Here is a 23,557-nt window from a genome sequence, read left to right on the forward strand (position 1 = left end):
GCGGGAATAGCTCAGTTGGTAGAGCACGACCTTGCCAAGGTCGGGGTCGCGAGTTCGAGTCTCGTTTCCCGCTCCAATTCTTATCTACAGTGAAATTATCCACAACGAATATCGCGTTGGGGCACGTTTTGTTCCGCTTTCGTCAGATCCTTGTAAACAGACTTATCCACAGGACGGCCCATTACTCCTGGAATGCAAAAAATCATACCTGACGCGTAGAATTTCTATAATTTACTGAAAAGTATAGAAAAAATAAGATTTCAAAACGTTAGCGTTATTGTCTGTTCCTTTTTTCCCTCTTGAATCGCAATGTGTTTTTATTTTTATACACAGCCTGTGAATAATTCAGGCATCGCGCACCAGCCCTTTTTCAATCACCCTGACCAGACGCTGTTTTTTCGGTAGCTGCACTTCAATGATGCAGGCGTTGCGCTTTTCAATTTGTTGCGCAATCGCCCATTCGATATGCTCATCAAGAAGTGGATGCTCACCCTTGCGGCTTTCCAGCGCCGTAATGACGGCATTACTCCACGGCGCATTCCCCAGCGCGACGGCAACATTGCGCAGCCAGCGTAAATGGCCAATGCGCCGAATCGCAGAACCTTCAGTGACTTTCAGAAACTGCGCTTCGCTCCAGCTAAACAACTCAAGCAAATCTGGGTTATGCAGCGCCTTGCGTGGGCTAAAATCTGCTTCGTCGGTCAACTGAGAGTAACGATTCCACGGACAGATAAGCTGGCAGTCATCGCAGCCGTAAATACGGTTGCCTATCAGTGGGCGAAATGCTTCCGGAATAGCGCCTTCCAGCTCAATGGTGAGATAAGAAATACAGCGCCGCGCGTCCACCGTATACGGTTCGACAATCGCCCCGGTCGGGCAAATGGTCATACAGGCGACGCATTTGCCGCAACCTTCCTCGACCGGCTGGTCGACCGGCAGCGGTAAATCAATCAACAATTCCCCCAGGAAAAAGAATGAGCCTGCCTCCCGATTAAGGATAAGTGAGTGCTTACCCGTCCAGCCAAGTCCGGCTTTTTCCGCTAATGGGCGTTCAAGAATAGGCGCAGAGTCGACAAACGGTCTAAAATTCAGCGAACCGCAGTACTGTTGGATCTGCTCGCCCAGTTTTTTAAGGCGGCTGCGTAACAGCTTGTGATAATCACGCCCCAGCGCATATCGGCTAACGTAGCCCAGCGTGGGATCCTTCAACGTACTGGCAAACGCGGCGTTGGCGGGCAGATAGTTCATGCGCACGCTGATGACACGTAGCGTACCGGGTAAGAGTTCATGAGGCCGGGCGCGCATCATACCGTGGCGCGCCATCCATGCCATCTCGCCGTGGTATTGTTTGTCCAGCCACGCCTGCAGCGCAGGTTCGGATGCGCGCAGATCGGTATCAGTAATACCGACCTGCTGAAAGCCCAGCTCCAGCCCCCACTGCTTAATATTTTGCGCTAACTGATTGAGATCGAGGGGCTTTGACATGATGGACCATAACATGAAGAAAAACCCTGTAAGTATACCACACTCCATTTGGCCCGCCGATGACATCAAACGGCTGGAACGCGATGCGGCGGATGCCTTCGGACTCACACTCTATGAATTGATGCTGCGCGCTGGCGACGCGGCATTTCGGGTAGCCCGTGACAGTTATCCTGACACCCGACACTGGCTGGTGTTGTGTGGTCATGGCAACAACGGCGGCGATGGTTACGTCGTGGCGCGACTAGCGCAAGCGGCGGGCATTAGCGTAACGTTGCTGGCGCAGGAGAGCGACAAACCGTTGCCTGAAGAAGCGGCGCAGGCGCGCGATGCCTGGCTGAATGCCGGCGGCATTATCCATGCTGCCGATATTATCTGGCCGGAAGCGACGGATCTAATTATCGACGCGCTGCTTGGCACCGGTATAGCCCAGGCGCCGCGCGACCCGGTAGCCGGTCTGATTGAACAGGCGAACGCCCATCCTGCGCCGGTTGTCGCCGTCGATATCCCGTCAGGCCTGCTGGCGCAAACGGGCGCCACGCCTGGCGCGGTGATAAGCGCCGCGCATACGGTCACGTTTATCGCCCTGAAACCAGGCCTGCTGACCGGCAAAGCGCGTGACGTTACCGGCATATTGCATTATGACGCGTTGGGACTGGAAGGCTGGCTGGCGAGCCAGACGCCGCCGCTCCGGCGTTTTGACGCGACGCAGTTGGGGCAATGGCTAACGCCGCGTCGACCGACCTCGCATAAGGGCGATCATGGTCGTCTGGCGATTATTGGCGGCGACCAGGGAACAGCGGGCGCAATTCGGATGGCTGGCGAGGCGGCGCTGCGTACGGGGGCTGGGTTGGTCAGAGTTCTGACTCGCGGTGAAAACATCGCGCCGTTGCTGACGGCCCGCCCGGAACTGATGGTACATGAACTCACGCCTCAGTCGCTGGAAGAGAGCCTGACCTGGGCTGACGTTGTGGTGATCGGCCCGGGGCTTGGGCAGCAGGAATGGGGCAAAAAAGCCTTACAGAAAGTAGAAAACGTCCGTAAACCTATGCTGTGGGATGCGGATGCGTTGAACCTACTGGCAATCAATCCTGATAAACGTCACAATCGCGTGATTACGCCGCATCCGGGAGAGGCTGCCCGCCTGTTAGGATGTTCTGTGGCAGAAATTGAAAGTGATCGCTTACTTTCAGCGCAGCGTCTGGTAAAACGGTATGGAGGCGTGGTCGTGTTAAAAGGCGCAGGAACGATTATCGCCGCTGAACACCACCCTCTGGCTATCATTGACGCTGGTAATGCAGGGATGGCGAGCGGCGGGATGGGCGATGTCCTGTCCGGCATCATCGGCGCATTGCTCGGACAGAAGTTTACCCCGTATGATGCGGCATGTGTGGGATGTGTGGCTCACGGCGCGGCGGCGGACTTACTGGCAGCGCGTTATGGCGCTCGCGGCATGTTGGCGACCGATCTTTTTACTACGCTGCGGCGTATTGTTAACCCTGATGTGATTGACGTAAACCATGATGAATCGAGTAATTCCGCTACCTGACGAACAGGCGACGCTAGACCTGGGGCAACGGGTAGCCAACGCCTGCGATGGCGCGACCGTTATTTATCTGTATGGCGATTTAGGTGCCGGTAAGACGACGTTTAGCCGGGGATTTTTACAGGCGTTAGGCCATAACGGTAATGTAAAAAGCCCCACCTATACGCTGGTAGAGCCTTATGCGCTTGATAACATGATGGTATATCACTTCGACTTATACCGTCTTGCGGACCCGGAGGAGCTGGAGTTTATGGGCATTCGCGATTATTTCGCCAACGACGCCGTTTGTCTGGTGGAGTGGCCGCAACAAGGTAAAGGCGTTCTCCCCGACCCGGACGTCGAAATCCATATTGATTACCAGGCGCAGGGGCGTGAGGCTCGCGTAAGCGCGGTATCCTCATCGGGTCATTCGTTACTGGCGCGTTTAGCCGATTAGCTATAAAGGTGGCGGGATGATTTATCGCATCAAAAATGCCGTAATAGCAGCCTTAATCCTGCTGTGCGCGCAGGCGGGCGCCGCCAGTCTCTCTGATATTCAGGTGTCCAACGGCGAGCAGCAGGCGCGCATTACGCTGAGTTTTATCGGCGAGCCGGAATATGCTTACTCACAGGACGGTAAACGTACCGTGGCGCTGGATATCAGGCAGACCGGCGTGATTCAGGGGCTGCCGCTTCAGTTTAGCGGTAACAATCTGGTGAAAACGATCCGTGCCGGAACGCCGAAAGATGCGCAATCTTTACGGTTGCTTGTCGATCTGACGGAAAATGGTAAAACCGAGGCTGTGAAGCGGCAAAACGGCGGCAACTATACGGTCATTTTCACCATTAATGCCGATGTTCCGCCGCCGCCGCCACCGCCTGTCGTCGCGAAACGGGTTGAAAGCGCGCCCCGCCCGACGGAGCCGGCCCGTAATCCGTTTAAATCTTCTGATGATCGCCTGACCGGCGTAACCAGCAGCAATACCGTTACGCGGCCTGCGGCGCGCGCGTCGGCAGGCGCTGGCGATAAAGTGGTGATTGCTATTGATGCCGGACATGGAGGCCAGGACCCCGGTGCGATAGGCCCGGGCGGTACGCGCGAGAAAAATGTCACCATCGCCATCGCGCGTAAGTTACGCACATTGCTGAATAACGATCCGATGTTTAAAGGCGTGCTGACGCGTGACGGCGACTATTTTATTTCGGTGATGGGGCGGTCTGACGTGGCGCGTAAGCAAAACGCTAACTTCCTTGTCTCTATTCATGCGGATGCCGCGCCAAATCGCGACGCCACCGGCGCCTCCGTCTGGGTATTGTCCAATCGTCGCGCGAACAGCGAAATGGCAAACTGGCTTGAGCAGCATGAGAAGCAATCCGAACTGTTAGGCGGCGCTGGCGATGTGCTGGCGAACAGTCAGTCAGACCCTTACCTGAGCCAGGCGGTACTGGATTTGCAATTCGGTCATTCGCAGCGGGTAGGGTATGATGTGGCGACGAACGTACTAAGCCAACTCGACGGCGTGGGGTCGCTGCATAAACGCCGCCCGGAACACGCTAGCCTGGGCGTGTTGCGTTCGCCGGATATCCCGTCCATTTTGGTGGAGACGGGCTTTATCAGTAATCACGGCGAAGAGCGATTGTTGGCGAGCGACCGCTATCAGCAGCAGATTGCTGACGCTATATACCGGGGGTTGCGTAAGTACTTTGCAGCGCATCCGATCCAGTCTGCGCCGCAGGGCGGCCCAGGCCAGACGGCCAGTACCAACCAGCCTGGCGCCATAACCGCCGCGAATTAAGGAGATTTCATGCCGATTCAGGTTCTGCCGCCGCAGCTTGCGAACCAAATCGCCGCTGGCGAAGTGGTGGAACGCCCTGCGTCGGTTGTTAAAGAGCTGGTAGAGAATAGTCTGGATGCAGGCGCCACCCGCGTTGATATCGACATCGAGCGTGGCGGCGCGAAGCTTATTCGTATTCGCGACAATGGCTGCGGCATTAAAAAAGAGGAGCTGGCGCTGGCGCTGGCCCGTCATGCCACCAGTAAGATCGCCTCGCTTGACGATCTGGAAGCGATTATCAGTCTGGGATTTCGCGGCGAAGCGCTGGCCAGTATCAGTTCGGTCTCGCGTTTGATGCTAACGTCGCGCACGGCGGAGCAGGCGGAAGCCTGGCAGGCGTATGCGGAAGGGCGTGACATGGACGTAACGGTAAAACCCGCCGCGCACCCGGTCGGCACCACCCTGGAAGTTCTGGATCTCTTTTATAATACGCCCGCCCGGCGCAAATTCATGCGTACCGAAAAAACGGAATTTAATCACATCGATGAGATCATCCGTCGTATTGCATTGGCCCGTTTTGACGTCACTTTTAACCTGTCGCACAACGGCAAATTGGTACGGCAGTATCGCGCTGTCGCAAAGGACGGGCAAAAAGAGCGCCGGTTAGGCGCCATCTGCGGCACGCCGTTTCTCGAACAGGCACTGGCGATCGAGTGGCAGCATGGCGATCTGACCCTGCGCGGCTGGGTCGCCGATCCGAATCACACCACCACGGCGTTAACGGAGATCCAGTACTGTTATGTGAATGGCCGCATGATGCGCGACCGCTTGATCAACCATGCCATTCGCCAGGCCTGTGAAGATAAACTGGGCGCGGACCAACAGCCTGCGTTTGTGCTGTATCTGGAGATTGACCCGCATCAGGTGGATGTCAATGTTCATCCCGCCAAGCACGAAGTGCGTTTTCATCAATCCCGGCTGGTGCACGACTTCATCTATCAAGGGGTGCTGAGCGTTCTGCAACAGCAGACGGAAACGACGCTGCCGCTGGAGGAGATTGCGCCAGCGCCGCGGCATGTCCCGGAAAACCGTATCGCCGCGGGGCGCAACCATTTTGCTGTACCCGCCGAGCCAACTGCGGCGCGCGAGCCCGCGACACCGCGTTATTCCGGCGGCGCATCGGGCGGCAACGGCGGGCGTCAGTCCGCAGGTGGTTGGCCGCACGCGCAGCCAGGTTATCAGAAGCAGCAGGGCGAGGTTTATCGCGCGCTTTTACAGACGCCGACGACGAGCCCCGCGCCGGAGCCGGTTGCGCCTGCGCTTGACGGACATAGCCAGAGTTTTGGTCGCGTACTGACGATAGTCGGCGGTGACTGCGCGTTGCTGGAACACGCGGGGACTATCCAGCTCTTGTCGCTGCCGGTTGCGGAGCGTTGGCTGCGTCAGGCGCAGCTTACACCGGGTCAAAGTCCGGTTTGCGCGCAGCCGTTGCTGATTCCGCTGCGTTTAAAAGTGAGCGCCGATGAAAAAGCCGCGCTGCAAAAAGCCCAATCTTTGTTGGGAGAATTGGGTATTGAATTTCAGTCGGATGCGCAGCATGTGACCATTCGGGCGGTGCCTTTACCCTTACGACAACAAAATTTACAAATCTTGATTCCTGAACTGATAGGCTACCTGGCGCAACAGACCACATTTGCAACGGTCAATATTGCACAATGGATAGCGCGTAATGTGCAGAGTGAACATCCGCAGTGGTCGATGGCGCAGGCCATATCGCTGCTGGCGGATGTTGAGCGGCTATGTCCGCAGCTGGTAAAAGCGCCGCCGGGTGGCCTGTTACAACCTGTTGATTTACATTCGGCGATGAACGCCCTGAAGCATGAATGATGTAAGCAAGGCGAGCCTGCCTAAGGCGATATTTTTGATGGGGCCGACGGCCTCCGGCAAAACGGCGCTGGCGATAGAACTGCGTAAAGTTTTGCCAGTAGAGTTGATAAGCGTTGATTCCGCCCTCATTTATCGGGGAATGGATATTGGCACGGCTAAGCCGAATGCCGATGAGCTGAAAGCGGCGCCGCATCGACTGCTGGATATACGCGACCCGTCGCAGGCGTATTCGGCGGCGGATTTTCGCCGCGACGCGTTAGCGCAAATGGCGGAGATCACCGCTGCGGGGCGTATCCCGCTGTTAGTGGGCGGTACCATGCTGTATTTTAAGGCATTGCTGGAAGGGTTATCGCCGCTGCCTTCAGCAGATCCGGAAGTCAGATCCCGGATTGAGCAGCAAGCAGCGGAGCTTGGATGGGAGGCGTTGCATCAGCAACTTCAGGAGATAGATCCGGTTGCCGCCGCGCGAATTCATCCAAATGATCCGCAAAGACTTTCCCGGGCACTGGAAGTTTTTTTCATTTCGGGTAAAACTTTAACGGAGCTAACGCAAACGTCAGGAGACGCGCTACCGTACCAGGTGCATCAGTTCGCTATCGCCCCGGCGAGCCGTGAACTGCTCCATCAGCGCATTGAACTGCGTTTTCATCAGATGTTGGCTTCAGGTTTTGAAGCAGAAGTCCGGGCGCTTTTTGCCCGAGGAGATTTGCATACGGACTTGCCTTCCATCCGTTGTGTGGGATACCGCCAGATGTGGTCATACATTGAGGGCGAAATCTCATATGATGAAATGGTTTATAGAGGTGTTTGCGCCACGAGACAGTTGGCGAAGCGCCAGATGACCTGGTTGCGCGGTTGGGAAGGGGTGCGCTGGCTTGACAGTGAGAATCCCGATCGGGCGCGAAAAGAAGTATTACAGGTTGTTGGTGCTATCGCAGACTGAATGTGTACAATTGAGACGTATCGTGCGCAATTTTTCAGAATCGAAAGGTTCAAAGTACAAATAAGCATATAAGGAAAAGAGAATGGCTAAGGGGCAATCTTTACAAGATCCGTTCCTGAACGCATTGCGTCGGGAACGTGTTCCAGTTTCTATTTATTTGGTGAATGGTATTAAGCTGCAAGGTCAAATCGAGTCCTTTGATCAGTTCGTGATCCTGTTGAAGAACACGGTCAGCCAGATGGTTTATAAGCACGCGATTTCTACTGTTGTCCCGTCTCGCCCGGTTTCCCATCACAGCAACAATGCCGGTGGCGGCGCCAGCAATAACTACCATCACGGTAGCAACGCGCAGGGTTCTACTGCGCAACAGGACAGCGAAGAGACTGAATAAGTTCACGCGCTGTTTATCCATGTCGGGGGCGTCGGATAATCGCCCCCGCTGGTTATTAAGAGGGTTTACGCTTGTTTGACCGTTATGATGCCGGTGAGCAGGCGGTACTGGTACACATCTATTTTTCGCAAGACAAAGATATGGAAGACCTCCAGGAGTTTGAATCTCTGGTCTCTTCCGCCGGTGTCGAAGCAATGCAGGTGATTACCGGTAGCCGTAAAGCACCGCACCCGAAGTACTTTGTAGGTGAAGGTAAGGCAGTTGAAATTGCGGAAGCCGTGAAAGCGACTGGCGCAGCGGTCGTATTGTTTGATCATGCATTGAGTCCAGCCCAGGAGCGAAACCTGGAACGTTTGTGCGAGTGCCGGGTTATCGATCGCACCGGTCTTATCTTAGATATTTTTGCCCAGCGTGCGCGTACCCATGAAGGTAAGTTGCAGGTTGAGCTGGCGCAGCTACGCCATCTGGCTACGCGTCTGGTGCGTGGCTGGACCCACCTTGAACGTCAGAAAGGCGGGATTGGTTTGCGCGGTCCGGGTGAAACCCAGCTCGAAACCGACCGTCGTTTACTGCGTAATCGCATTGTGCAGATTCAGTCGCGCCTGGAGAAAGTTGAGAAGCAACGTGAGCAGGGGCGGCAGTCGCGCATCAAGGCCGACGTTCCGACGGTATCGCTGGTGGGCTATACCAACGCCGGAAAATCCACCCTTTTTAATCAGATCACTGAAGCGCGGGTCTATGCGGCAGATCAGCTATTTGCGACGCTGGACCCCACGTTACGTCGTATTGATGTAGCGGATGTCGGTGAAACCGTTCTGGCGGATACGGTAGGCTTTATCCGCCATTTACCGCACGATCTGGTGGCTGCCTTTAAAGCTACCCTGCAGGAGACGCGTCAGGCGACGCTGCTGCTGCATGTGGTCGATGCGGCGGATGTTCGTGTGCAGGAAAACATCGAGGCGGTAAACACCGTTCTTGAAGAGATTGACGCTCACGAAATCCCCACCTTAATGGTGATGAACAAAATCGATATGCTGGACGACTTTGAACCGCGTATCGACAGAGATGAAGAGAATAAACCCATCCGCGTTTGGCTTTCAGCGCAAAGCGGCGTGGGAATACCACAGCTTTTTCAGGCTTTGACGGAGCGTCTTTCCGGCGAGGTGGCGCAGCATACGCTGCGTTTGCCGCCGCAGGAAGGGCGTCTGAGAAGCCGGTTTTATCAGCTTCAGGCAATAGAAAAAGAGTGGATGGAGGAAGACGGTAGCGTCAGTCTGCAGGTACGAATGCCGATTGTCGACTGGCGTCGCCTCTGTAAACAAGAACCGGCGTTGATCGAATACGTGATCTAGACGCGAAGTCATTCAGGTCGTATTGAGGCGGTAGCTGAGAGAATCTCAGGAGCTCACAACGAAGTGACCTGGGGTAAAAAAGCCGCCACTCAAGACGCAGCCTGAAAGATGATGTCTGTAACGGCGGTTCGTCTGAAGCATGGAGTAATTTCGCCTTATCCTCTGAGGTCGAAAGACAACGGGGATCACCGCATAACAAATATGGAGCACAAACATGGCGTGGAATCAGCCCGGTAATAACGGACAGGACCGCGACCCGTGGGGAAGCAGCAAACCTGGCAGCAACTCTGGGGGAAATGGAAACAAAGGTGGCCGCGATCAGGGACCTCCCGATCTGGATGATATCTTCCGTAAGCTGAGTAAAAAACTCGGTGGTTTTGGGGGCGGTAAAGGCACCGGTTCCGGCGGCGGTAGCTCATCGCAAGGCCCGCGTCCGCAACTGGGAGGCCGTATTGTCGCCATCGCCGCGGCGGCAGTAGTCATTATCTGGGCGGCCAGCGGTTTTTATACCATTAAAGAAGCCGAGCGCGGCGTTGTGACGCGTTTTGGTAAATTCAGCCATCTGGTAGAGCCAGGTCTGAACTGGAAGCCGACATTTATTGACGACGTCACGCCGGTGAACGTCGAAGCGGTGCGCGAACTGGCGGCGTCAGGCGTGATGCTGACGTCTGATGAAAACGTCGTGCGCGTTGAAATGAACGTGCAATACCGCGTCACCGATCCGCAGAAATATCTGTTTAGCGTGACCAGCCCGGACGATAGCCTGCGTCAGGCTACCGACAGCGCCCTGCGCGGGGTTATCGGCAAATACACCATGGACCGCATTCTGACGGAAGGTCGTACCGTTATTCGTAGCGATACCCAACGCGAGCTGGAAGAGACTATCAAACCGTACAACATGGGGATTACCCTGCTGGACGTGAACTTCCAGGCTGCGCGTCCGCCGGAAGAGGTGAAAGCCGCCTTTGACGACGCGATTGCCGCACGTGAAAACGAGCAGCAGTACATTCGTGAAGCGGAAGCGTATACCAACGAAGTTCAGCCGCGCGCCAACGGTCAGGCGCAGCGTATTCTGGAAGAGGCACGCGCCTATAAAACCCAGACTATCCTGGAAGCGCAGGGTGAAGTCGCCCGGTTTGCGAAGATTTTGCCGGAATATAAAGCCGCGCCGCAGATTACACGCGAGCGTCTGTATATTGAAACGATGGAAAAAGTGCTGAGCCATACCCGTAAAGTACTGGTTAACGACAAGAGCGGTAATTTAATGGTGCTGCCGTTAGATCAGATGCTGAAAGGCGGGAATGCGCCGGCGGCAAAGAGCGACAATAGCGCCAGCAACCTGCTGCGCCTGCCGCCGTCCACAAAGTCTAACGCCAGCGGAGCAAGCAACACGTCGTCCTCAAATCAGGGCGATATTATGGACCAACGCCGCGCGAATGCGCAGCGTAACGACTACCAGCGTCAGGGGGAATAACGATGCGTAAGTCAGTTATTGCGATTATCATCATCGTGCTGGTAGTGCTCTACATGTCCGTCTTTGTGGTCAAAGAGGGCGAGCGTGGCATTACGCTGCGTTTTGGTAAAGTTCTGCGTGACGATGAGAACAAACCGCTGGTTTACGCGCCGGGTCTGCACTTTAAGATCCCGTTTATTGAATCAGTGAAAATGCTTGATGCGCGTATCCAGACGATGGATAACCAGGCCGATCGCTTTGTGACTAAAGAGAAGAAAGACCTGATTGTCGACTCCTACATCAAATGGCGTATCAGCGACTTTAGCCGTTACTATCTGGCGACCGGCGGCGGCGATATTTCGCAAGCCGAAGTGCTGTTAAAACGTAAATTCTCGGACCGTTTGCGTTCTGAGATTGGTCGCCTGGACGTAAAAGACATCGTGACCGATTCTCGTGGTCGTCTGACTCTGGAAGTGCGCGACGCGCTGAACTCCGGTTCAGCCGGTACCGATGATGAAGTGGCGACCCCGGCGGCGGATGACGCGATTGCCGAAGCGGCGGAACGCGTCACGGCGGAAACCAAAGGTAAAGTACCGGTCATCAACCCGAACAGTATGGCGGCGTTGGGTATCGAAGTGGTCGATGTGCGTATTAAGCAGATCAACCTGCCGACCGAGGTTTCTGAGGCGATTTACAACCGTATGCGCGCCGAGCGTGAAGCGGTCGCGCGTCGTCATCGCTCACAAGGTCAGGAAGAAGCGGAAAAACTGCGTGCGGCTGCTGACTATGAGGTGACGAAAACTCTGGCGGAAGCCGAGCGTCAGGGGCGTATCATGCGTGGTGAAGGTGATGCTGAAGCCGCGAAGCTGTTTGCCGACGCGTTCAGTCAGGACCCTGATTTCTACGCGTTCATTCGTAGTCTGCGCGCTTACGAGAAGAGCTTCGAAGGTAATCAGGACGTGATGGTACTGAGCCCGGACAGCGATTTCTTCCGCTACATGAAGACACCGAGTTCGACGGCACGCTAAAATAGCGTCAGCAGTTTTAGACCAGCAAAACCACCGCATCCAAAGGATGCCGGTGGTTTTCTTTTATAAGGGCGATAAATGAATTCAACAATCTGGTTGGCGCTTGCTCTGGTATTAGTCCTCGAAGGGCTGGGACCGATGCTGTATCCCGGCGCATGGAAAAAAATGGTTTCGGCACTGGCGCAACTGCCGGAAAATGTTTTACGTCGTTTTGGCGGCGGACTTGTGGTCGCGGGAGTTGTGGTCTACTACATGTTGAGGAAAACGATTGGCTGAGCAAAAAGTGGTCGGATTTGCCGCAGATTGAGTGCAAAAAGTGCTGTATATCTGAAAAAGCGATGGTAGAATCCATTTTTAAGCAAACGGTGATTTTGAAAAATGGGTAACAACGTCGTCGTACTGGGCACCCAATGGGGTGACGAAGGTAAAGGAAAGATCGTCGATCTTCTGACTGAACGGGCTAAATATGTTGTACGCTACCAGGGCGGTCACAACGCAGGCCATACTCTCGTAATCAACGGTGAAAAAACCGTTCTCCATCTTATTCCATCAGGTATTCTTCGCGAGAATGTAACCAGCATCATCGGTAACGGTGTTGTGCTGTCTCCGAGCGCGCTGATGAAAGAGATGAAAGAACTGGAAGACCGTGGCATCCCCGTTCGTGAGCGTCTGCTGCTGTCTGAAGCCTGTCCGCTGATCCTTGATTATCACGTTGCGCTGGATAACGCGCGTGAGAAAGCGCGTGGCGCGAAAGCGATCGGCACCACCGGTCGTGGAATCGGGCCTGCTTATGAAGATAAAGTGGCACGTCGCGGTCTGCGTGTTGGTGACCTTTTCGACAAAGAAACCTTCGCTGAAAAACTGAAAGAAGTGATGGAATATCACAACTTCCAGTTGGTTAACTACTACAAAGTTGAAGCGGTTGATTACCAGAAAGTTCTGGATGATACGATGGCTGTTGCCGACATCCTGACTTCTATGGTTGTTGACGTTTCGGACCTGCTCGACCAGGCGCGTCAGCGTGGCGATTTCGTCATGTTTGAAGGTGCGCAGGGTACCCTGCTGGATATCGACCACGGTACTTATCCGTATGTAACTTCTTCTAACACCACTGCAGGTGGCGTGGCGACCGGTTCCGGCCTGGGCCCGCGTTATGTTGATTACGTTCTGGGTATCCTCAAAGCTTACTCCACTCGTGTAGGTGCAGGTCCGTTCCCGACTGAGCTGTTTGATGAAACCGGCGAGTTCCTCTGCAAGCAGGGTAACGAATACGGCGCCACTACCGGCCGTCGTCGTCGTACCGGCTGGCTGGACACCGTTGCCGTTCGTCGTGCGGTACAGCTGAACTCCCTGTCTGGCTTCTGCCTGACCAAACTGGACGTGCTGGATGGCCTGAAAGAGGTGAAACTCTGCGTGGCTTACCGTATGCCGGATGGTCGCGAAGTGACTACCACTCCGCTGGCAGCTGACGACTGGAAAGGTGTAGAGCCGATTTACGAAACCATGCCGGGCTGGTCTGAATCCACCTTCGGCGTGAAAGATCGTAGCGGTCTGCCGCAGGCGGCACTGAACTACATCAAGCGTATCGAAGAACTGACCGGCGTGCCGATTGATATTATTTCTACCGGCCCCGATCGTACTGAGACGATGATTCTGCGCGATCCGTTCGACGCGTAATTGATGGATGATGCCCGGTAACGCTACGCTTACCGGGTCTATGATGAGTACGCATTTGTTGGCCGGATAAGATGCTTTGCATCACCCTTCGGCTCAAATGCGTCATTGTTCCCCGCTTTTTTCCTTCCTGAACCGAAATAAATTAGCAGCCTGACAGGTGGCTGGTTTATCATCAATACAGATAAGTTATATCCCGTTTTCCCTTTTCCTGAGGTTGATGTGCAGTTAACGAGTTTCACCGATTACGGCTTACGTGCGCTAATCTATATGGCGTCGTTACCAGATGGACGAATGACCAGCATTTCTGAGGTGACAGAAGTCTACGGCGTGTCCCGTAATCATATGGTCAAAATTATCAATCAGCTTAGCCGGGCGGGCTTTGTCACCGCCGTTCGGGGAAAAAATGGCGGTATCCGCCTGGGTAAACCGGCTAATACTATTTGTATTGGCGATGTGGTGCGTGAGCTGGAACCCTTATCACTGGTCAACTGTAGCAGCGAATTTTGCCACATCACCCCTGCCTGTCGTCTGAAACAGGCGCTTTCTAAGGCCGTGCAGAGTTTTCTCAAGGAGCTGGATAACTACACGCTTGCCGATTTGGTTGAAGAGAATCAACCGCTTTATAAATTATTACTGGTGGAGTGAAGTAAACTTCATTAGAGATGACAATGGAGGAACCTCAATGTCACAAGATCCTTTCCAGGAACGCGAAGCAGAAAAATACGCGAATCCTATCCCGAGCCGGGAATTTATCCTCGAACATTTAACGAAACGTGAAAAACCGGCCAGTCGCGAAGAACTGGCCGTAGAACTGAATATTGAAGGCGAAGAGCAGCTTGAAGCCTTGCGTCGCCGCCTGCGCGCGATGGAGCGCGACGGACAACTGGTCTTTACCCGCCGCCAGTGCTATGCGCTGCCGGAACGCCTCGACCTGCTGAAAGGCACCGTGATCGGTCATCGTGATGGTTACGGTTTCTTACGTGTCGAAGGCCGCAAAGACGATTTGTATCTTTCCAGCGAGCAGATGAAAACCTGTATTCATGGCGATCAGGTGCTGGCGCAGCCGCTGGGCGCCGATCGTAAAGGTCGCCGCGAAGCGCGTATCGTCCGTGTACTGGTACCGAAAACCAGTCAGATAGTCGGACGTTATTTCACCGATGCGGGCGTCGGCTTTGTAGTGCCGGACGACAGCCGTCTCAGCTTCGACATTCTTATCCCGCCAGAAGACGTCATGGGCGCGCGGATGGGGTTCGTGGTCGTGGTTGAACTGACCCAACGTCCAACTCGCCGTACTAAAGCGGTAGGGAAAATCGTCGAAGTGCTGGGCGACAATATGGGCACCGGTATGGCGGTTGATATGGCGCTGCGTACCCATGAAATACCTTACATCTGGCCGCAGGCGGTAGAGCAGCAGGTCGCCGGGCTGAAAGAAGAGGTGCCGGAAGAGGCGAAAGTCGGTCGTGTTGATCTGCGTGATTTGCCACTGGTCACTATTGATGGCGAAGATGCCCGTGACTTTGACGACGCGGTTTACTGTGAGAAAAAACGCGGCGGCGGCTGGCGTTTGTGGGTCGCTATTGCTGACGTGAGCTATTATGTACGGCCGCCAACGCCGTTGGATCGCGAGGCGCGCAATCGCGGCACGTCGGTTTACTTCCCGTCACAGGTTGTCCCAATGTTGCCGGAGGTGCTCTCCAACGGCCTGTGTTCGCTAAACCCGCAGGTTGACAGGCTGTGTATGGTCTGTGAAATGACCATCTCGGCGAAAGGTCGGCTGACCGGCTACAAATTCTATGAAGCGGTGATGAGCTCCCATGCGCGTCTGACCTATACCAAAGTCTGGCATATGCTGCAGGGCGATCAGGATCTGCGTGAACAATATGCGCCGCTGGTGAAGCATATTGAAGAGCTGCACAACCTCTACAAAGTGCTGGATAAAGCGCGTGAAGAGCGCGGGGGGATCTCGTTTGAGAGCGAAGAGGCGAAGTTTATCTTTAACGCCGATCGTCGCATTGAGCGTATCGAACAGACCCAGCGTAATGACGCGCATAAGCTTATCGAAGAGTGCATGATCATGGCGAATATCTCGGCGGCGCGCTTTGTCGAAAAAGCTAAAGAGCCGGCGTTATTCCGTATTCATGATAAGCCCACCACCGAAGCGATCACCTCATTCCGCTCCGTACTGGCGGAGCTGGGGTTGGAGCTGCCGGGCGGAAACAAACCGGAACCGCGCGATTATGCCGAACTGCTTGAATCGATTGCCGACCGGCCGGACGCCGAAATGCTGCAAACTATGCTGCTGCGTTCAATGAAGCAAGCGATTTACGATCCGGAAAACCGCGGGCACTTTGGCCTGGCGTTGCAGTCTTATGCGCACTTTACCTCGCCGATTCGCCGCTATCCGGATCTTTCTTTGCACCGCGCCATTAAGTACCTGCTGGCGAAAGAGCAAGGGAACAAGGGCAACACCACAGAAACGGGCGGTTATCACTACTCGATGGAAGAGATGTTGCAGCTCGGCCAGCACTGTTCGATGGCGGAACGCCGCGCTGATGAAGCGACGCGTGATGTCTCCGACTGGCTGAAATGTGACTTTATGCTGGATCAGGTAGGCAACGTCTTTAAGGGCGTGATTGCCAGCGTCACCGGTTTCGGCTTCTTTGTCCGTCTTGATGAACTGTTTATCGATGGGCTGGTACACGTTTCCTCACTGGATAACGATTACTATCGCTTCGATCAGGTAGGGCAACGTCTGATTGGCGAGTCCGGCGGGCAGACATATCGCCTGGGCGACCGGGTCGAGGTACGCGTCGAAGCGGTGAATATGGACGAACGGAAAATTGACTTTAGCCTGATCTCCAGCGAGCGCGCACCGCGTAACGTCGGCAAAACGGCGCGTGAAAAAGCGAAAAAAGGTGAAAGTAAAAACGCCGGTAAACGTCGTCAGGTAGGTAAAAAAGTTAACTTCGAGCCTGATAGCGCCTTCCGCGGCGAGAAAAAAGCGAAGCCGAAAGCAGCGAAGAAAGACGCGAGAAAAGCAAAAAAGCCATCGGCTAAAACGCAGAAAATAGCCGCAGCGACCAAAGCGAAGCGTGCGGCGAAGAAAAAAGCGGCAGAGTGAGCAATACCCTCTTCAAACAGAAGAGGGTGAATTATCTGTAGGCCGGGCAAGCGTAGCGCCCCCGGCAAAACGTAAACAATGAGTACATTAATGAGCGAAATGATTTACGGCATCCACGCAGTGCAGGCCCTGCTGGAGCGCGCCCCTGAACGTTTTCAGGAAGTCTTTATTTTAAAAGGCCGTGAAGATAAACGTCTGTTGCCGCTGATCCACGCCCTTGAGTCCCAGGGCGTGGTTATCCAGCTGGCAAACCGCCAATATCTCGACGAGAAAAGCGACGGTGCCGTGCATCAGGGCATTATCGCTCGCGTGAAACCAGGCCGGCAGTATCAGGAAAACGATCTGCCGGATCTGATCGCATTACACGATCGCCCCTTTTTGTTGATCCTCGATGGCGTCACCGATCCGCATAATCTTGGCGCCTGTTTGCGCAGCGCCGATGCCGCAGGCGTACATGCGGTAATCGTGCCGAAAGACCGCTCCGCGCAACTTAACGCGACGGCGAAGAAAGTCGCCTGCGGCGCAGCGGAAAGCGTGCCGTTGATCCGCGTCACCAACCTGGCGCGCACGATGCGCATGTTGCAGGAAGAGAATATCTGGATTGTCGGGACGGCGGGCGAGGCTGACCATACGCTGTATCAGAGCAAAATGCCTGGCCGCATGGCGCTGGTCATGGGTGCTGAAGGTGAAGGTATGCGTCGTCTGACCCGTGAGCACTGCGATGAGCTGATCAGCATTCCTATGGCCGGTAGCGTGTCGTCGCTGAATGTCTCTGTTGCGACCGGGATTTGTCTGTTTGAAGCCGTTCGCCAGCGCACCTGACGCTAATAGTATTTTTTAAGAAAAAACCATCCATAATCGGATGGTTTTTTTTTATCTTTGGCTGGTAATATATAAAACAAAACCTACCCTGTAATTTCCTTTATTTATAAAAAAGAGATAGAGATAATAATATGGCATGGACTCCACGGACGCTGGCGGATGCATTAAACAACATCGCTGAATTAAATATTGATATAGAAAATAATGAATCTTCATTAATAATAAAAATGAATGATTATGGCGATTTACCACTGGCGGTTTTATTTACCTCGCAACAAATAGTTATCGAGACTTATATCTGTCCGGTAAATACGATTAGAGATACCGCGGAATTTAATCTTTTCTTGCTGAGAAATCAGAAGGTTTTACCGCTGTCTTCGGTCGGTATTACCTAGGTAAAACAGGAGGAATATTATGTCGCTTTTGGCGCGTTGTCGTTAAATTCGTCGCTTGCCGACGTGATGCTGGAAATCACCACGCTTGTAGAAAATGCGTTGGATATCGCTGAAATAACACAAGTCTATTCACAGGAATAATACAGGCGGCTTACATGGGAATTTTAAAAAGTTTGTTCACGTTAGGTAAATCATTCGTTGCTCAGGCAGAAGACGCCATTGATGAAGCACAGGGTGTACGTATGCTGGAGCAGCATATTCGCGACGCAAAAGCCGAGCTGGATAAAGCAGGTAAATCCAGAGTGGATTTATTGGCGCGGGTGAAGCTAAGCCATGACAAGCTGAATGATTTACGTGAGCGTAAAGCCAGCCTTGAAACACGGGCGTTGGCGGCAATGAGTAAGAATGTCGACGCCGCTTTACTCAACGAAGTGGCGGAAGAGATAGCCCGTCTGGAAAATACCATTCTTGCCGAAGAACAGGTGCTGACTAATCTGGAAGCCTCTCGCGATGCGGTGGAGAAGGCCGTAACGGCAACAGGCCAGCGGATTGCGCAGTTTGAGCAGCAACTTGAAGTGGTTAAGGCGACAGAAGCCATGCAGCGCGCCCAGCAGGCGGTGACGACTTCGACCGTCGGAGCCGCGTCGAATGTGTCTACGGCGGCGGAGTCGCTTAAACGTTTACAAACGCGTCAGGCTGAACGCCAGGCCCGGCTGGATGCCGCCGCGCAGCTGGAAAAAGTCGCCGATGGACGCGACCTGGACGAAAAACTGGCGCAGGCCGGTATTGGCGCAACCAATAAAAGCAATGCTCAGGATGTGTTGGCGCGTTTATAGCGTCAACAAGGCGAATAATGCTCTTTACATGGATGGTCAAAACCTGCCAGCGTCATTTGTCCAGACTGACCTGGCCTGTTTATCGGGCAGTATCTGCTTTGTTATCGGTAGCGCGAAAGCGCGCTACCGTGCTGAGCTCGTCGCTTTCATACGAGACGGCACATGAATGCGCGATCTCAAATGGCATTATGCCTAACGACAATCGCATTCTGGCTGAAGAGGTCGCATGGCAAGAGATAGAGGTTCCCCTATGATGCAATTTTTTCAGCGTTTGCTCGGTAAAACAAGCGCGCCAGCGCCGATTCGCGGACCATTAGGACTACATCTTAACGCCGGTTTCACGCTGGATACGCTGGCATTCCGGCTACTGAAGTCGTCGTTGCTGGTAGAGCTACCGGGTGAAAAATACACTGTCGCGGCAGCGAGTCGCATAGATTTAGGCGGCGGCAGTCAGATTTTTCGCTACTACACTTCTGGCGATGAGTTTCTGCAAATTAACACCACTGGCGGCACGGATGTTGACGACATTGATGACATCAAACTCTTTGTATATGAGGAAAGTTTCGGTATTAACGAGGAACGTCACTGGCGTTCAGCCATTGCGCCAGCGGCAATAGGGCCGATGACGCTCAATTGGCAAGAACGGCGCTGGCAGCGCTTTTTTAACCATGAAGAGCCGGGCAATATTGAACCTGTCTACATGCTGGAAAAGGTTGAAAATCAGCAGGCAGAGAAATGGGACGTTCACAATTTTACGATGGGCTTCCAGCGCCAGGTGACGGATGACGCCTGGGAGTATCTTCTATTGAACGGGGAAGAATCATTTAACGAACGCGGTGAGCCTGAATGGGTGTTTTCGCGCGCGCTCGGCGTGGATATCCCGCTCACCTCACTGACGGTTATTAGTTAAGCACATACAGGACAATTATGCATATACTGGACGCATTACTGGCTTTCTGCGCCTATTTTTTTATTGGCGCGGCAATGGTCATCGCATTTCTTTTTATTTACTCAAAGATAACGCCGCATAATGAATGGCAGTTGATAAAAAATAACAATACTGCGGCATCGCTGGCCTTTAGCGGTACGTTGCTGGGCTATGTCATCCCCTTATCCAGCGCGGCGATAAACTCGGTCAGCATCCCGGACTATTTTGCCTGGGGCGGCATTGCGCTGGTGATTCAACTGCTGATTTATGGCTGCGTAAGGTTATACATGCCTACGCTGAGCGAAAAAATTATTCATCACAACGTGGCGGCGGGGCTATTTATGGGAACCGCAGCGCTGGCTGGCGGTATTTTTAACGCTGCCTGTATGACATGGTAACGGAAGATCATGGCAAAAAAACGAAAATCCAGAAGAACATCCGGCGTAGGCCATTCGGCAATAAGACGGATAGCCGAACCGGTTAATCCCTTTGAGCGGCAACGAAATCGCTACACGCCAAAATGCCTGACGCTGGCGATTATGGGCGGAGCGGCCTTTTTTCTCCTGAAAGGGTGCGGTGATGGCGGCAATACTGACAACGACGGCGATGGGACGTTTTACGCCACGGTGAACGACTGTATTGACGATGGCAATAGTGCCAGCGTTTGCGCTGACGGCTGGAATAATGCGAAAACAGAATTTTACGCGAATGTGCCTAAGCAATTGACGCAGGAGAGCTGTCAGTCGCAGTTTGGCGTTTGCTACTTTGATAGCACCGATCGGAGTTGGGTTCCGGTATTAAGCGGCTTTTTGCTCAGCCGCGCGATTCGTCAAAACCGTGACGAACAATACATCTATAGCAGCGGCGGTTCATCTTACGTCTCCCGTCCCGTCTGGCGCACTACGTCCGGCGACTATGCGTGGCGCAGCGGCACAGGGAAAAGCGATACCGCGACCAGCCCTGGTTATACGACACGGAAAGCGTCCACCGTCTCCCGCGGCGGCTATGGCCGTTCTTCCAGCGCCCGCGGGCACTGGGGAGGCTAACCATGCTACGACATAACGTACCGGTACGCCGGGATCTGGATAAGATCGCCTGCGATCACGGTTTTGACTTTCATGTTATCGATAACGAAATTTACTGGGATGAAAGCCGGGCCTACCGTTTTACATTACGGCAAATTGAAGAACAGATCGAAAAACCGACCGCAGAGCTTCATCAGATGTGTCTGGAGGTTGTCGAGCGGGCCGTCCGGGATGAGCAGATCATGCAGCAGTTGGCGATCCCGCCATTGTACTGGGATGTCATCGCCGAAAGTTGGCGCAGCCGCGATCCTTCGCTTTACGGACGGATGGATTTCGTCTGGTGCGGCAAAGATCCAGTTAAATTGCTGGAATACAACGCGGATACGCCGACATCGCTCTATGAATCCTCCTACTTTCAATGGCTATGGCTGGAGGATGCTCGTCGTAGCGGCGCCATTCCGCGTGATGCCGATCAATACAACGCGATACAGGAGCGGCTGATCGCCCGCTTCAGCGAGCTGTACAGTCGGGAACCGCTCTACTTTTGCTGTTGTGAAGATACCGACGAAGATCGTACGACGGTGCTGTACCTTCAGGATTGCGCGCAGCAGGCGGGCCAGGAAACGCGATTTATCTATATTGAAGAACTGGGGCTTGGCGTAGGCGGCGTGCTGACCGATCTGGACGATAACGTGATTCGCCGCGCCTTTAAGCTCTACCCGCTGGAATGGATGATGCGCGACGACAACGGCCCGCTACTGCGAAAACGGCGTGAGCAATGGATTGAGCCATTGTGGAAAAGTATTCTGAGTAACAAAGGGCTGTTGCCGTTATTGTGGCGCTTTTTCCCAGGCCATCCGAATCTGCTGCCGGCCTGGTTTGAGGGCGAAAAATCGCTCGCAGCGCCAGGTGAAAGCAGCGTGCGGAAGCCGATTTATTCACGTGAAGGCGGCAACGTCACGATTTTCGACGAGCGGCAAAATGTTATCGATCATGCCGACGGCGACTACGCTGACGAGCCGATGATTTACCAGGCGTTTCAGCCTTTGCCGCGCTTTGGCGATAGCTATACGCTGATTGGCAGTTGGATCATTGACGATGAAGCCGCCGGGATGGGGATTCGCGAGGACAATACGCTAATTACCAAAGACACTTCCCGTTTCGTCCCACATTATATTGCCGGTTAATCATACTTTTGTGATCTTGCTCCGGCGTCAATGGCGCAGTCATGACCATACTTGACTTCAGCGCCATTGAAGGAGGGAGACACCATGTCCTGGCAAACACATACCGTCTTTAATCAACCTGCTCCGCTCAATAACAGTAACTTATTCCTGTCTGATGGCGCGCTGTGTGAAGCGGTTTCCCGGGAAGGCGCGGGATGGGATAGCGATCTTCTCGCCAGCATTGGCCAACAACTGGGAACGGCGGAATCACTGGAACTGGGTCGTTTGGCGAATGCGTATCCTCCTGAGTTGCTGCGTTACGATCCCCAGGGGCAACGTCTGGATGACGTTCGCTTTCATCCCGCCTGGCACCTGTTGATGCAGGGGCTTTGCGCTAATCGGGTACATAACCTGGCCTGGGAGGAGGAGGCAAGGGCGGGAAGTTTTGTCGCCCGGGCGGCGCGTTTTGTATTACATGCTCAGGTAGAAGCGGGAACACTCTGTCCTGTCACGATGACCTTTGCCGCGACGCCGTTGCTATTGCAGATGCTTCCCGCCACTTTCCATGACTGGCTGGCGCCGCTGCGCAGCGATCGCTACGATTCGCATTTGCTGCCGGGCGGGCAAAAACGGGGCCTGCTCATCGGCATGGGAATGACGGAAAAGCAGGGCGGATCGGACGTACTCAGTAATACGACCCACGCGGAGCGGCTGGCGGATGATTCATATCGGCTGGTGGGACATAAATGGTTTTTCTCTGTGCCGCAAAGTGATGCGCACCTCGTGCTGGCGCAGGCAAAAGGAGGATTATCCTGTTTCTTTGTGCCGCGTTTCCTGCCAGACGGGCAACGGAACTCTGTTCGTCTTGAACGCCTGAAAGATAAACTCGGTAATCGATCTAATGCCAGCGCCGAAGTCGAGTTTCAGGATGCCGTCGGCTGGCGTCTGGGAGAAGAGGGCGACGGGATTCGGCATATCTTAAAGATGGGCGGTATGACGCGTCTTGACTGCGCGCTCGGGAGTCATGGCTTAATGCGGCGTGCGTTTTCAGTCGCGATTTACCATGCTCATCAGCGTCAGGCTTTTGGTAAGCCGCTGATCGAACAACCGTTGATGCGACAAACCTTAAGTCGTATGGCGCTATGCCTGGAGGGGCAGACGGCGCTTTTGTTTCGGCTGGCGCGCGCCTGGGAGCAACGTCGCGAGGCGAAAGAGGCATTATGGGCGCGATTATTCACGCCAGCGGCGAAATTCGCCATCTGTAAGCAGGGAATCCCTTTTGTGGCTGAGGCGATGGAGGTTCTCGGCGGGATGGGGTATTGCGAAGAGAGCGAACTCCCTCGCCTGTACCGTGAAATGCCGGTGAACAGTATCTGGGAAGGTTCCGGCAATATCATGTGTCTGGATGTACTTCGGGTGCTGACAAAACAACACGGCGTCTATGACGTATTGAGTGAAGCTTTTGCGGAAGTCAAAGGTCAGGATCGCCATTACGACCGCGCGGTACGTCAGCTACAGCAACGTTTACGCAAACCGGACGAAGCAATGGGCAGAGAGATTACGCAGCAGCTTTTCCTGCTGGGATGCGGAGCGGAAATGCTGCGTCATGCCTCGCCGCCGCTGGCGCAAGCGTGGTGTCAGATGATGCTGGATACACGCGGCGAAATGCCGCTGCCTGCCCAGGTGCAAAATGATTTACTGTTAAGGGCGACCGGGGGACTGCGGTAACGTTTGGCCTGTGGTACATGCCA

The 23,557-nt window shown here is 54.2% G+C and carries 21 protein-coding genes, 1 tRNA gene and 2 pseudogenes; 23 read left to right on the forward strand and 1 reads right to left on the reverse strand.

Going from position 1 to position 23,557, the window contains the following annotated elements; translation table 11 throughout:
- Positions 1-76: transfer RNA gene (locus NA624_RS03795), tRNA-Gly, on the forward strand.
- Positions 77-345: 269 nt separating this feature from the next.
- On the opposite strand, the gene queG is transcribed toward NA624_RS03795, so the two are convergent.
- Entirely contained in the window at positions 346-1,485 is a 1,140-nt protein-coding gene (gene queG / locus NA624_RS03800) for a tRNA epoxyqueuosine(34) reductase QueG (protein WP_001670426.1), read from the reverse strand.
- Between queG and nnr the strand changes: the two genes are divergently transcribed.
- From nnr to NA624_RS03910, 22 genes and pseudogenes are all read left to right on the forward strand, one after another.
- The gene (nnr, locus tag NA624_RS03805) at positions 1,484-3,031 is read left to right on the forward strand and encodes a bifunctional ADP-dependent NAD(P)H-hydrate dehydratase/NAD(P)H-hydrate epimerase (protein ID WP_000968675.1); all 1,548 of its coding nucleotides are present in this window, start codon (positions 1,484-1,486) and stop codon (positions 3,029-3,031) included. The genes queG and nnr overlap by 2 nt on opposite strands.
- Positions 3,003-3,464 carry a tRNA (adenosine(37)-N6)-threonylcarbamoyltransferase complex ATPase subunit type 1 TsaE gene (gene tsaE / locus NA624_RS03810; protein WP_000981987.1) on the forward strand — a complete coding sequence of 154 codons (462 nt, stop codon included), beginning with the start codon at positions 3,003-3,005 and terminating at the stop codon, positions 3,462-3,464. Before nnr ends, tsaE begins: the two co-directional genes overlap by 29 nt.
- Before the next feature lie 16 nt (positions 3,465-3,480).
- Complete coding sequence (gene amiB, locus NA624_RS03815; protein ID WP_000640354.1) at positions 3,481-4,803, forward strand: N-acetylmuramoyl-L-alanine amidase AmiB; 1,323 nt, start codon at positions 3,481-3,483, stop codon at positions 4,801-4,803.
- A 9-nt stretch (positions 4,804-4,812) separates the two neighbouring features.
- Positions 4,813-6,669 (forward strand): DNA mismatch repair endonuclease MutL, encoded by a 1,857-nt coding sequence (mutL, locus tag NA624_RS03820; RefSeq protein WP_001122530.1) that lies wholly within the window; start codon positions 4,813-4,815, stop codon positions 6,667-6,669.
- Entirely contained in the window at positions 6,662-7,612 is a 951-nt protein-coding gene (miaA, locus tag NA624_RS03825) for a tRNA (adenosine(37)-N6)-dimethylallyltransferase MiaA (RefSeq protein WP_001000734.1), read from the forward strand. Before mutL ends, miaA begins: the two co-directional genes overlap by 8 nt.
- Before the next feature lie 82 nt (positions 7,613-7,694).
- Complete coding sequence (gene hfq, locus NA624_RS03830; protein ID WP_001051875.1) at positions 7,695-8,003, forward strand: RNA chaperone Hfq; 309 nt, start codon at positions 7,695-7,697, stop codon at positions 8,001-8,003.
- Positions 8,004-8,074: 71 nt separating this feature from the next.
- Positions 8,075-9,355: a ribosome rescue GTPase HflX gene (hflX, locus tag NA624_RS03835; RefSeq protein WP_000460338.1), complete on the forward strand. Its 1,281-nt coding sequence runs from the start codon at positions 8,075-8,077 to the stop codon at positions 9,353-9,355.
- Positions 9,356-9,569: 214 nt separating this feature from the next.
- Positions 9,570-10,829 carry an FtsH protease activity modulator HflK gene (hflK, locus tag NA624_RS03840; RefSeq protein ID WP_000312505.1) on the forward strand — a complete coding sequence of 420 codons (1,260 nt, stop codon included), beginning with the start codon at positions 9,570-9,572 and terminating at the stop codon, positions 10,827-10,829.
- A 2-nt stretch (positions 10,830-10,831) separates the two neighbouring features.
- The gene (hflC, locus tag NA624_RS03845; protein ID WP_001232416.1) at positions 10,832-11,836 is read left to right on the forward strand and encodes a protease modulator HflC; all 1,005 of its coding nucleotides are present in this window, start codon (positions 10,832-10,834) and stop codon (positions 11,834-11,836) included.
- Positions 11,837-11,914: 78 nt separating this feature from the next.
- Positions 11,915-12,112, forward strand: a complete 198-nt coding sequence (locus NA624_RS03850; protein ID WP_001089290.1) for a DUF2065 domain-containing protein — start codon at positions 11,915-11,917, stop codon at positions 12,110-12,112.
- Between the two features lie 102 nt (positions 12,113-12,214).
- A complete protein-coding gene (gene purA, locus NA624_RS03855; protein WP_000527976.1) occupies positions 12,215-13,513 on the forward strand; it encodes an adenylosuccinate synthase in 1,299 nt (432 codons plus the stop codon).
- A gap of 219 nt (positions 13,514-13,732) precedes the next feature.
- Positions 13,733-14,158, forward strand: coding sequence for a nitric oxide-sensing transcriptional repressor NsrR (nsrR, locus tag NA624_RS03860; protein ID WP_001177632.1), 426 nt, complete (start codon positions 13,733-13,735; stop codon positions 14,156-14,158).
- A gap of 37 nt (positions 14,159-14,195) precedes the next feature.
- A complete protein-coding gene (rnr, locus tag NA624_RS03865; protein ID WP_000076354.1) occupies positions 14,196-16,634 on the forward strand; it encodes a ribonuclease R in 2,439 nt (812 codons plus the stop codon).
- A 90-nt stretch (positions 16,635-16,724) separates the two neighbouring features.
- On the forward strand, positions 16,725-17,456 hold the full coding sequence (rlmB, locus tag NA624_RS03870) for a 23S rRNA (guanosine(2251)-2'-O)-methyltransferase RlmB (RefSeq protein ID WP_001293274.1): 732 nt from the start codon (positions 16,725-16,727) through the stop codon (positions 17,454-17,456).
- A gap of 131 nt (positions 17,457-17,587) precedes the next feature.
- Positions 17,588-17,992: pseudogene (locus NA624_RS03875) on the forward strand (YjfI family protein).
- A gap of 14 nt (positions 17,993-18,006) precedes the next feature.
- Complete coding sequence (locus NA624_RS03880; protein WP_000511976.1) at positions 18,007-18,687, forward strand: PspA/IM30 family protein; 681 nt, start codon at positions 18,007-18,009, stop codon at positions 18,685-18,687.
- 17 nt (positions 18,688-18,704) lie between these two features.
- A pseudogene (locus NA624_RS03885) lies at positions 18,705-18,792 on the forward strand (hypothetical protein); the annotation flags it as partial.
- Between the two features lie 121 nt (positions 18,793-18,913).
- Positions 18,914-19,597, forward strand: coding sequence for a YjfK family protein (locus NA624_RS03890; protein WP_000090296.1), 684 nt, complete (start codon positions 18,914-18,916; stop codon positions 19,595-19,597).
- Positions 19,598-19,614: 17 nt separating this feature from the next.
- Positions 19,615-20,013 carry a DUF350 domain-containing protein gene (locus NA624_RS03895; protein ID WP_000547736.1) on the forward strand — a complete coding sequence of 133 codons (399 nt, stop codon included), beginning with the start codon at positions 19,615-19,617 and terminating at the stop codon, positions 20,011-20,013.
- A 9-nt stretch (positions 20,014-20,022) separates the two neighbouring features.
- Positions 20,023-20,661, forward strand: a complete 639-nt coding sequence (locus NA624_RS03900; RefSeq protein WP_001085587.1) for a DUF1190 domain-containing protein — start codon at positions 20,023-20,025, stop codon at positions 20,659-20,661.
- Between the two features lie 2 nt (positions 20,662-20,663).
- Positions 20,664-21,827 carry a glutathionylspermidine synthase family protein gene (locus NA624_RS03905; RefSeq protein WP_000943947.1) on the forward strand — a complete coding sequence of 388 codons (1,164 nt, stop codon included), beginning with the start codon at positions 20,664-20,666 and terminating at the stop codon, positions 21,825-21,827.
- Between the two features lie 84 nt (positions 21,828-21,911).
- Positions 21,912-23,534: an isovaleryl-CoA dehydrogenase gene (locus tag NA624_RS03910; protein ID WP_000118990.1), complete on the forward strand. Its 1,623-nt coding sequence runs from the start codon at positions 21,912-21,914 to the stop codon at positions 23,532-23,534.
- Positions 23,535-23,557 lie beyond the last annotated feature (23 nt).

This window comes from Salmonella sp. NW38 (assembly GCF_051807745.1).
Lineage (GTDB): Bacteria > Pseudomonadota > Gammaproteobacteria > Enterobacterales > Enterobacteriaceae > Salmonella > Salmonella enterica.

Coding starts and splice junctions, on each gene's coding strand:
- nnr (WP_000968675.1), top strand. CDS start 1,484: ATGATGGACCATAACATGAAGAAAAACCCTGTAAGTATACCACACTCC.
- queG (WP_001670426.1), bottom strand. CDS start 1,485: ATGTCAAAGCCCCTCGATCTCAATCAGTTAGCGCAAAATATTAAGCAG.
- tsaE (WP_000981987.1), top strand. CDS start 3,003: ATGATGAATCGAGTAATTCCGCTACCTGACGAACAGGCGACGCTAGAC.
- amiB (WP_000640354.1), top strand. CDS start 3,481: ATGATTTATCGCATCAAAAATGCCGTAATAGCAGCCTTAATCCTGCTG.
- mutL (WP_001122530.1), top strand. CDS start 4,813: ATGCCGATTCAGGTTCTGCCGCCGCAGCTTGCGAACCAAATCGCCGCT.
- miaA (WP_001000734.1), top strand. CDS start 6,662: ATGAATGATGTAAGCAAGGCGAGCCTGCCTAAGGCGATATTTTTGATG.
- hfq (WP_001051875.1), top strand. CDS start 7,695: ATGGCTAAGGGGCAATCTTTACAAGATCCGTTCCTGAACGCATTGCGT.
- hflK (WP_000312505.1), top strand. CDS start 9,570: ATGGCGTGGAATCAGCCCGGTAATAACGGACAGGACCGCGACCCGTGG.
- hflC (WP_001232416.1), top strand. CDS start 10,832: ATGCGTAAGTCAGTTATTGCGATTATCATCATCGTGCTGGTAGTGCTC.
- NA624_RS03850 (WP_001089290.1), top strand. CDS start 11,915: ATGAATTCAACAATCTGGTTGGCGCTTGCTCTGGTATTAGTCCTCGAA.
- purA (WP_000527976.1), top strand. CDS start 12,215: ATGGGTAACAACGTCGTCGTACTGGGCACCCAATGGGGTGACGAAGGT.
- rnr (WP_000076354.1), top strand. CDS start 14,196: ATGTCACAAGATCCTTTCCAGGAACGCGAAGCAGAAAAATACGCGAAT.
- rlmB (WP_001293274.1), top strand. CDS start 16,725: ATGAGCGAAATGATTTACGGCATCCACGCAGTGCAGGCCCTGCTGGAG.
- NA624_RS03880 (WP_000511976.1), top strand. CDS start 18,007: ATGGGAATTTTAAAAAGTTTGTTCACGTTAGGTAAATCATTCGTTGCT.
- NA624_RS03890 (WP_000090296.1), top strand. CDS start 18,914: ATGGCAAGAGATAGAGGTTCCCCTATGATGCAATTTTTTCAGCGTTTG.
- NA624_RS03895 (WP_000547736.1), top strand. CDS start 19,615: ATGCATATACTGGACGCATTACTGGCTTTCTGCGCCTATTTTTTTATT.
- NA624_RS03900 (WP_001085587.1), top strand. CDS start 20,023: ATGGCAAAAAAACGAAAATCCAGAAGAACATCCGGCGTAGGCCATTCG.
- NA624_RS03905 (WP_000943947.1), top strand. CDS start 20,664: ATGCTACGACATAACGTACCGGTACGCCGGGATCTGGATAAGATCGCC.
- NA624_RS03910 (WP_000118990.1), top strand. CDS start 21,912: ATGTCCTGGCAAACACATACCGTCTTTAATCAACCTGCTCCGCTCAAT.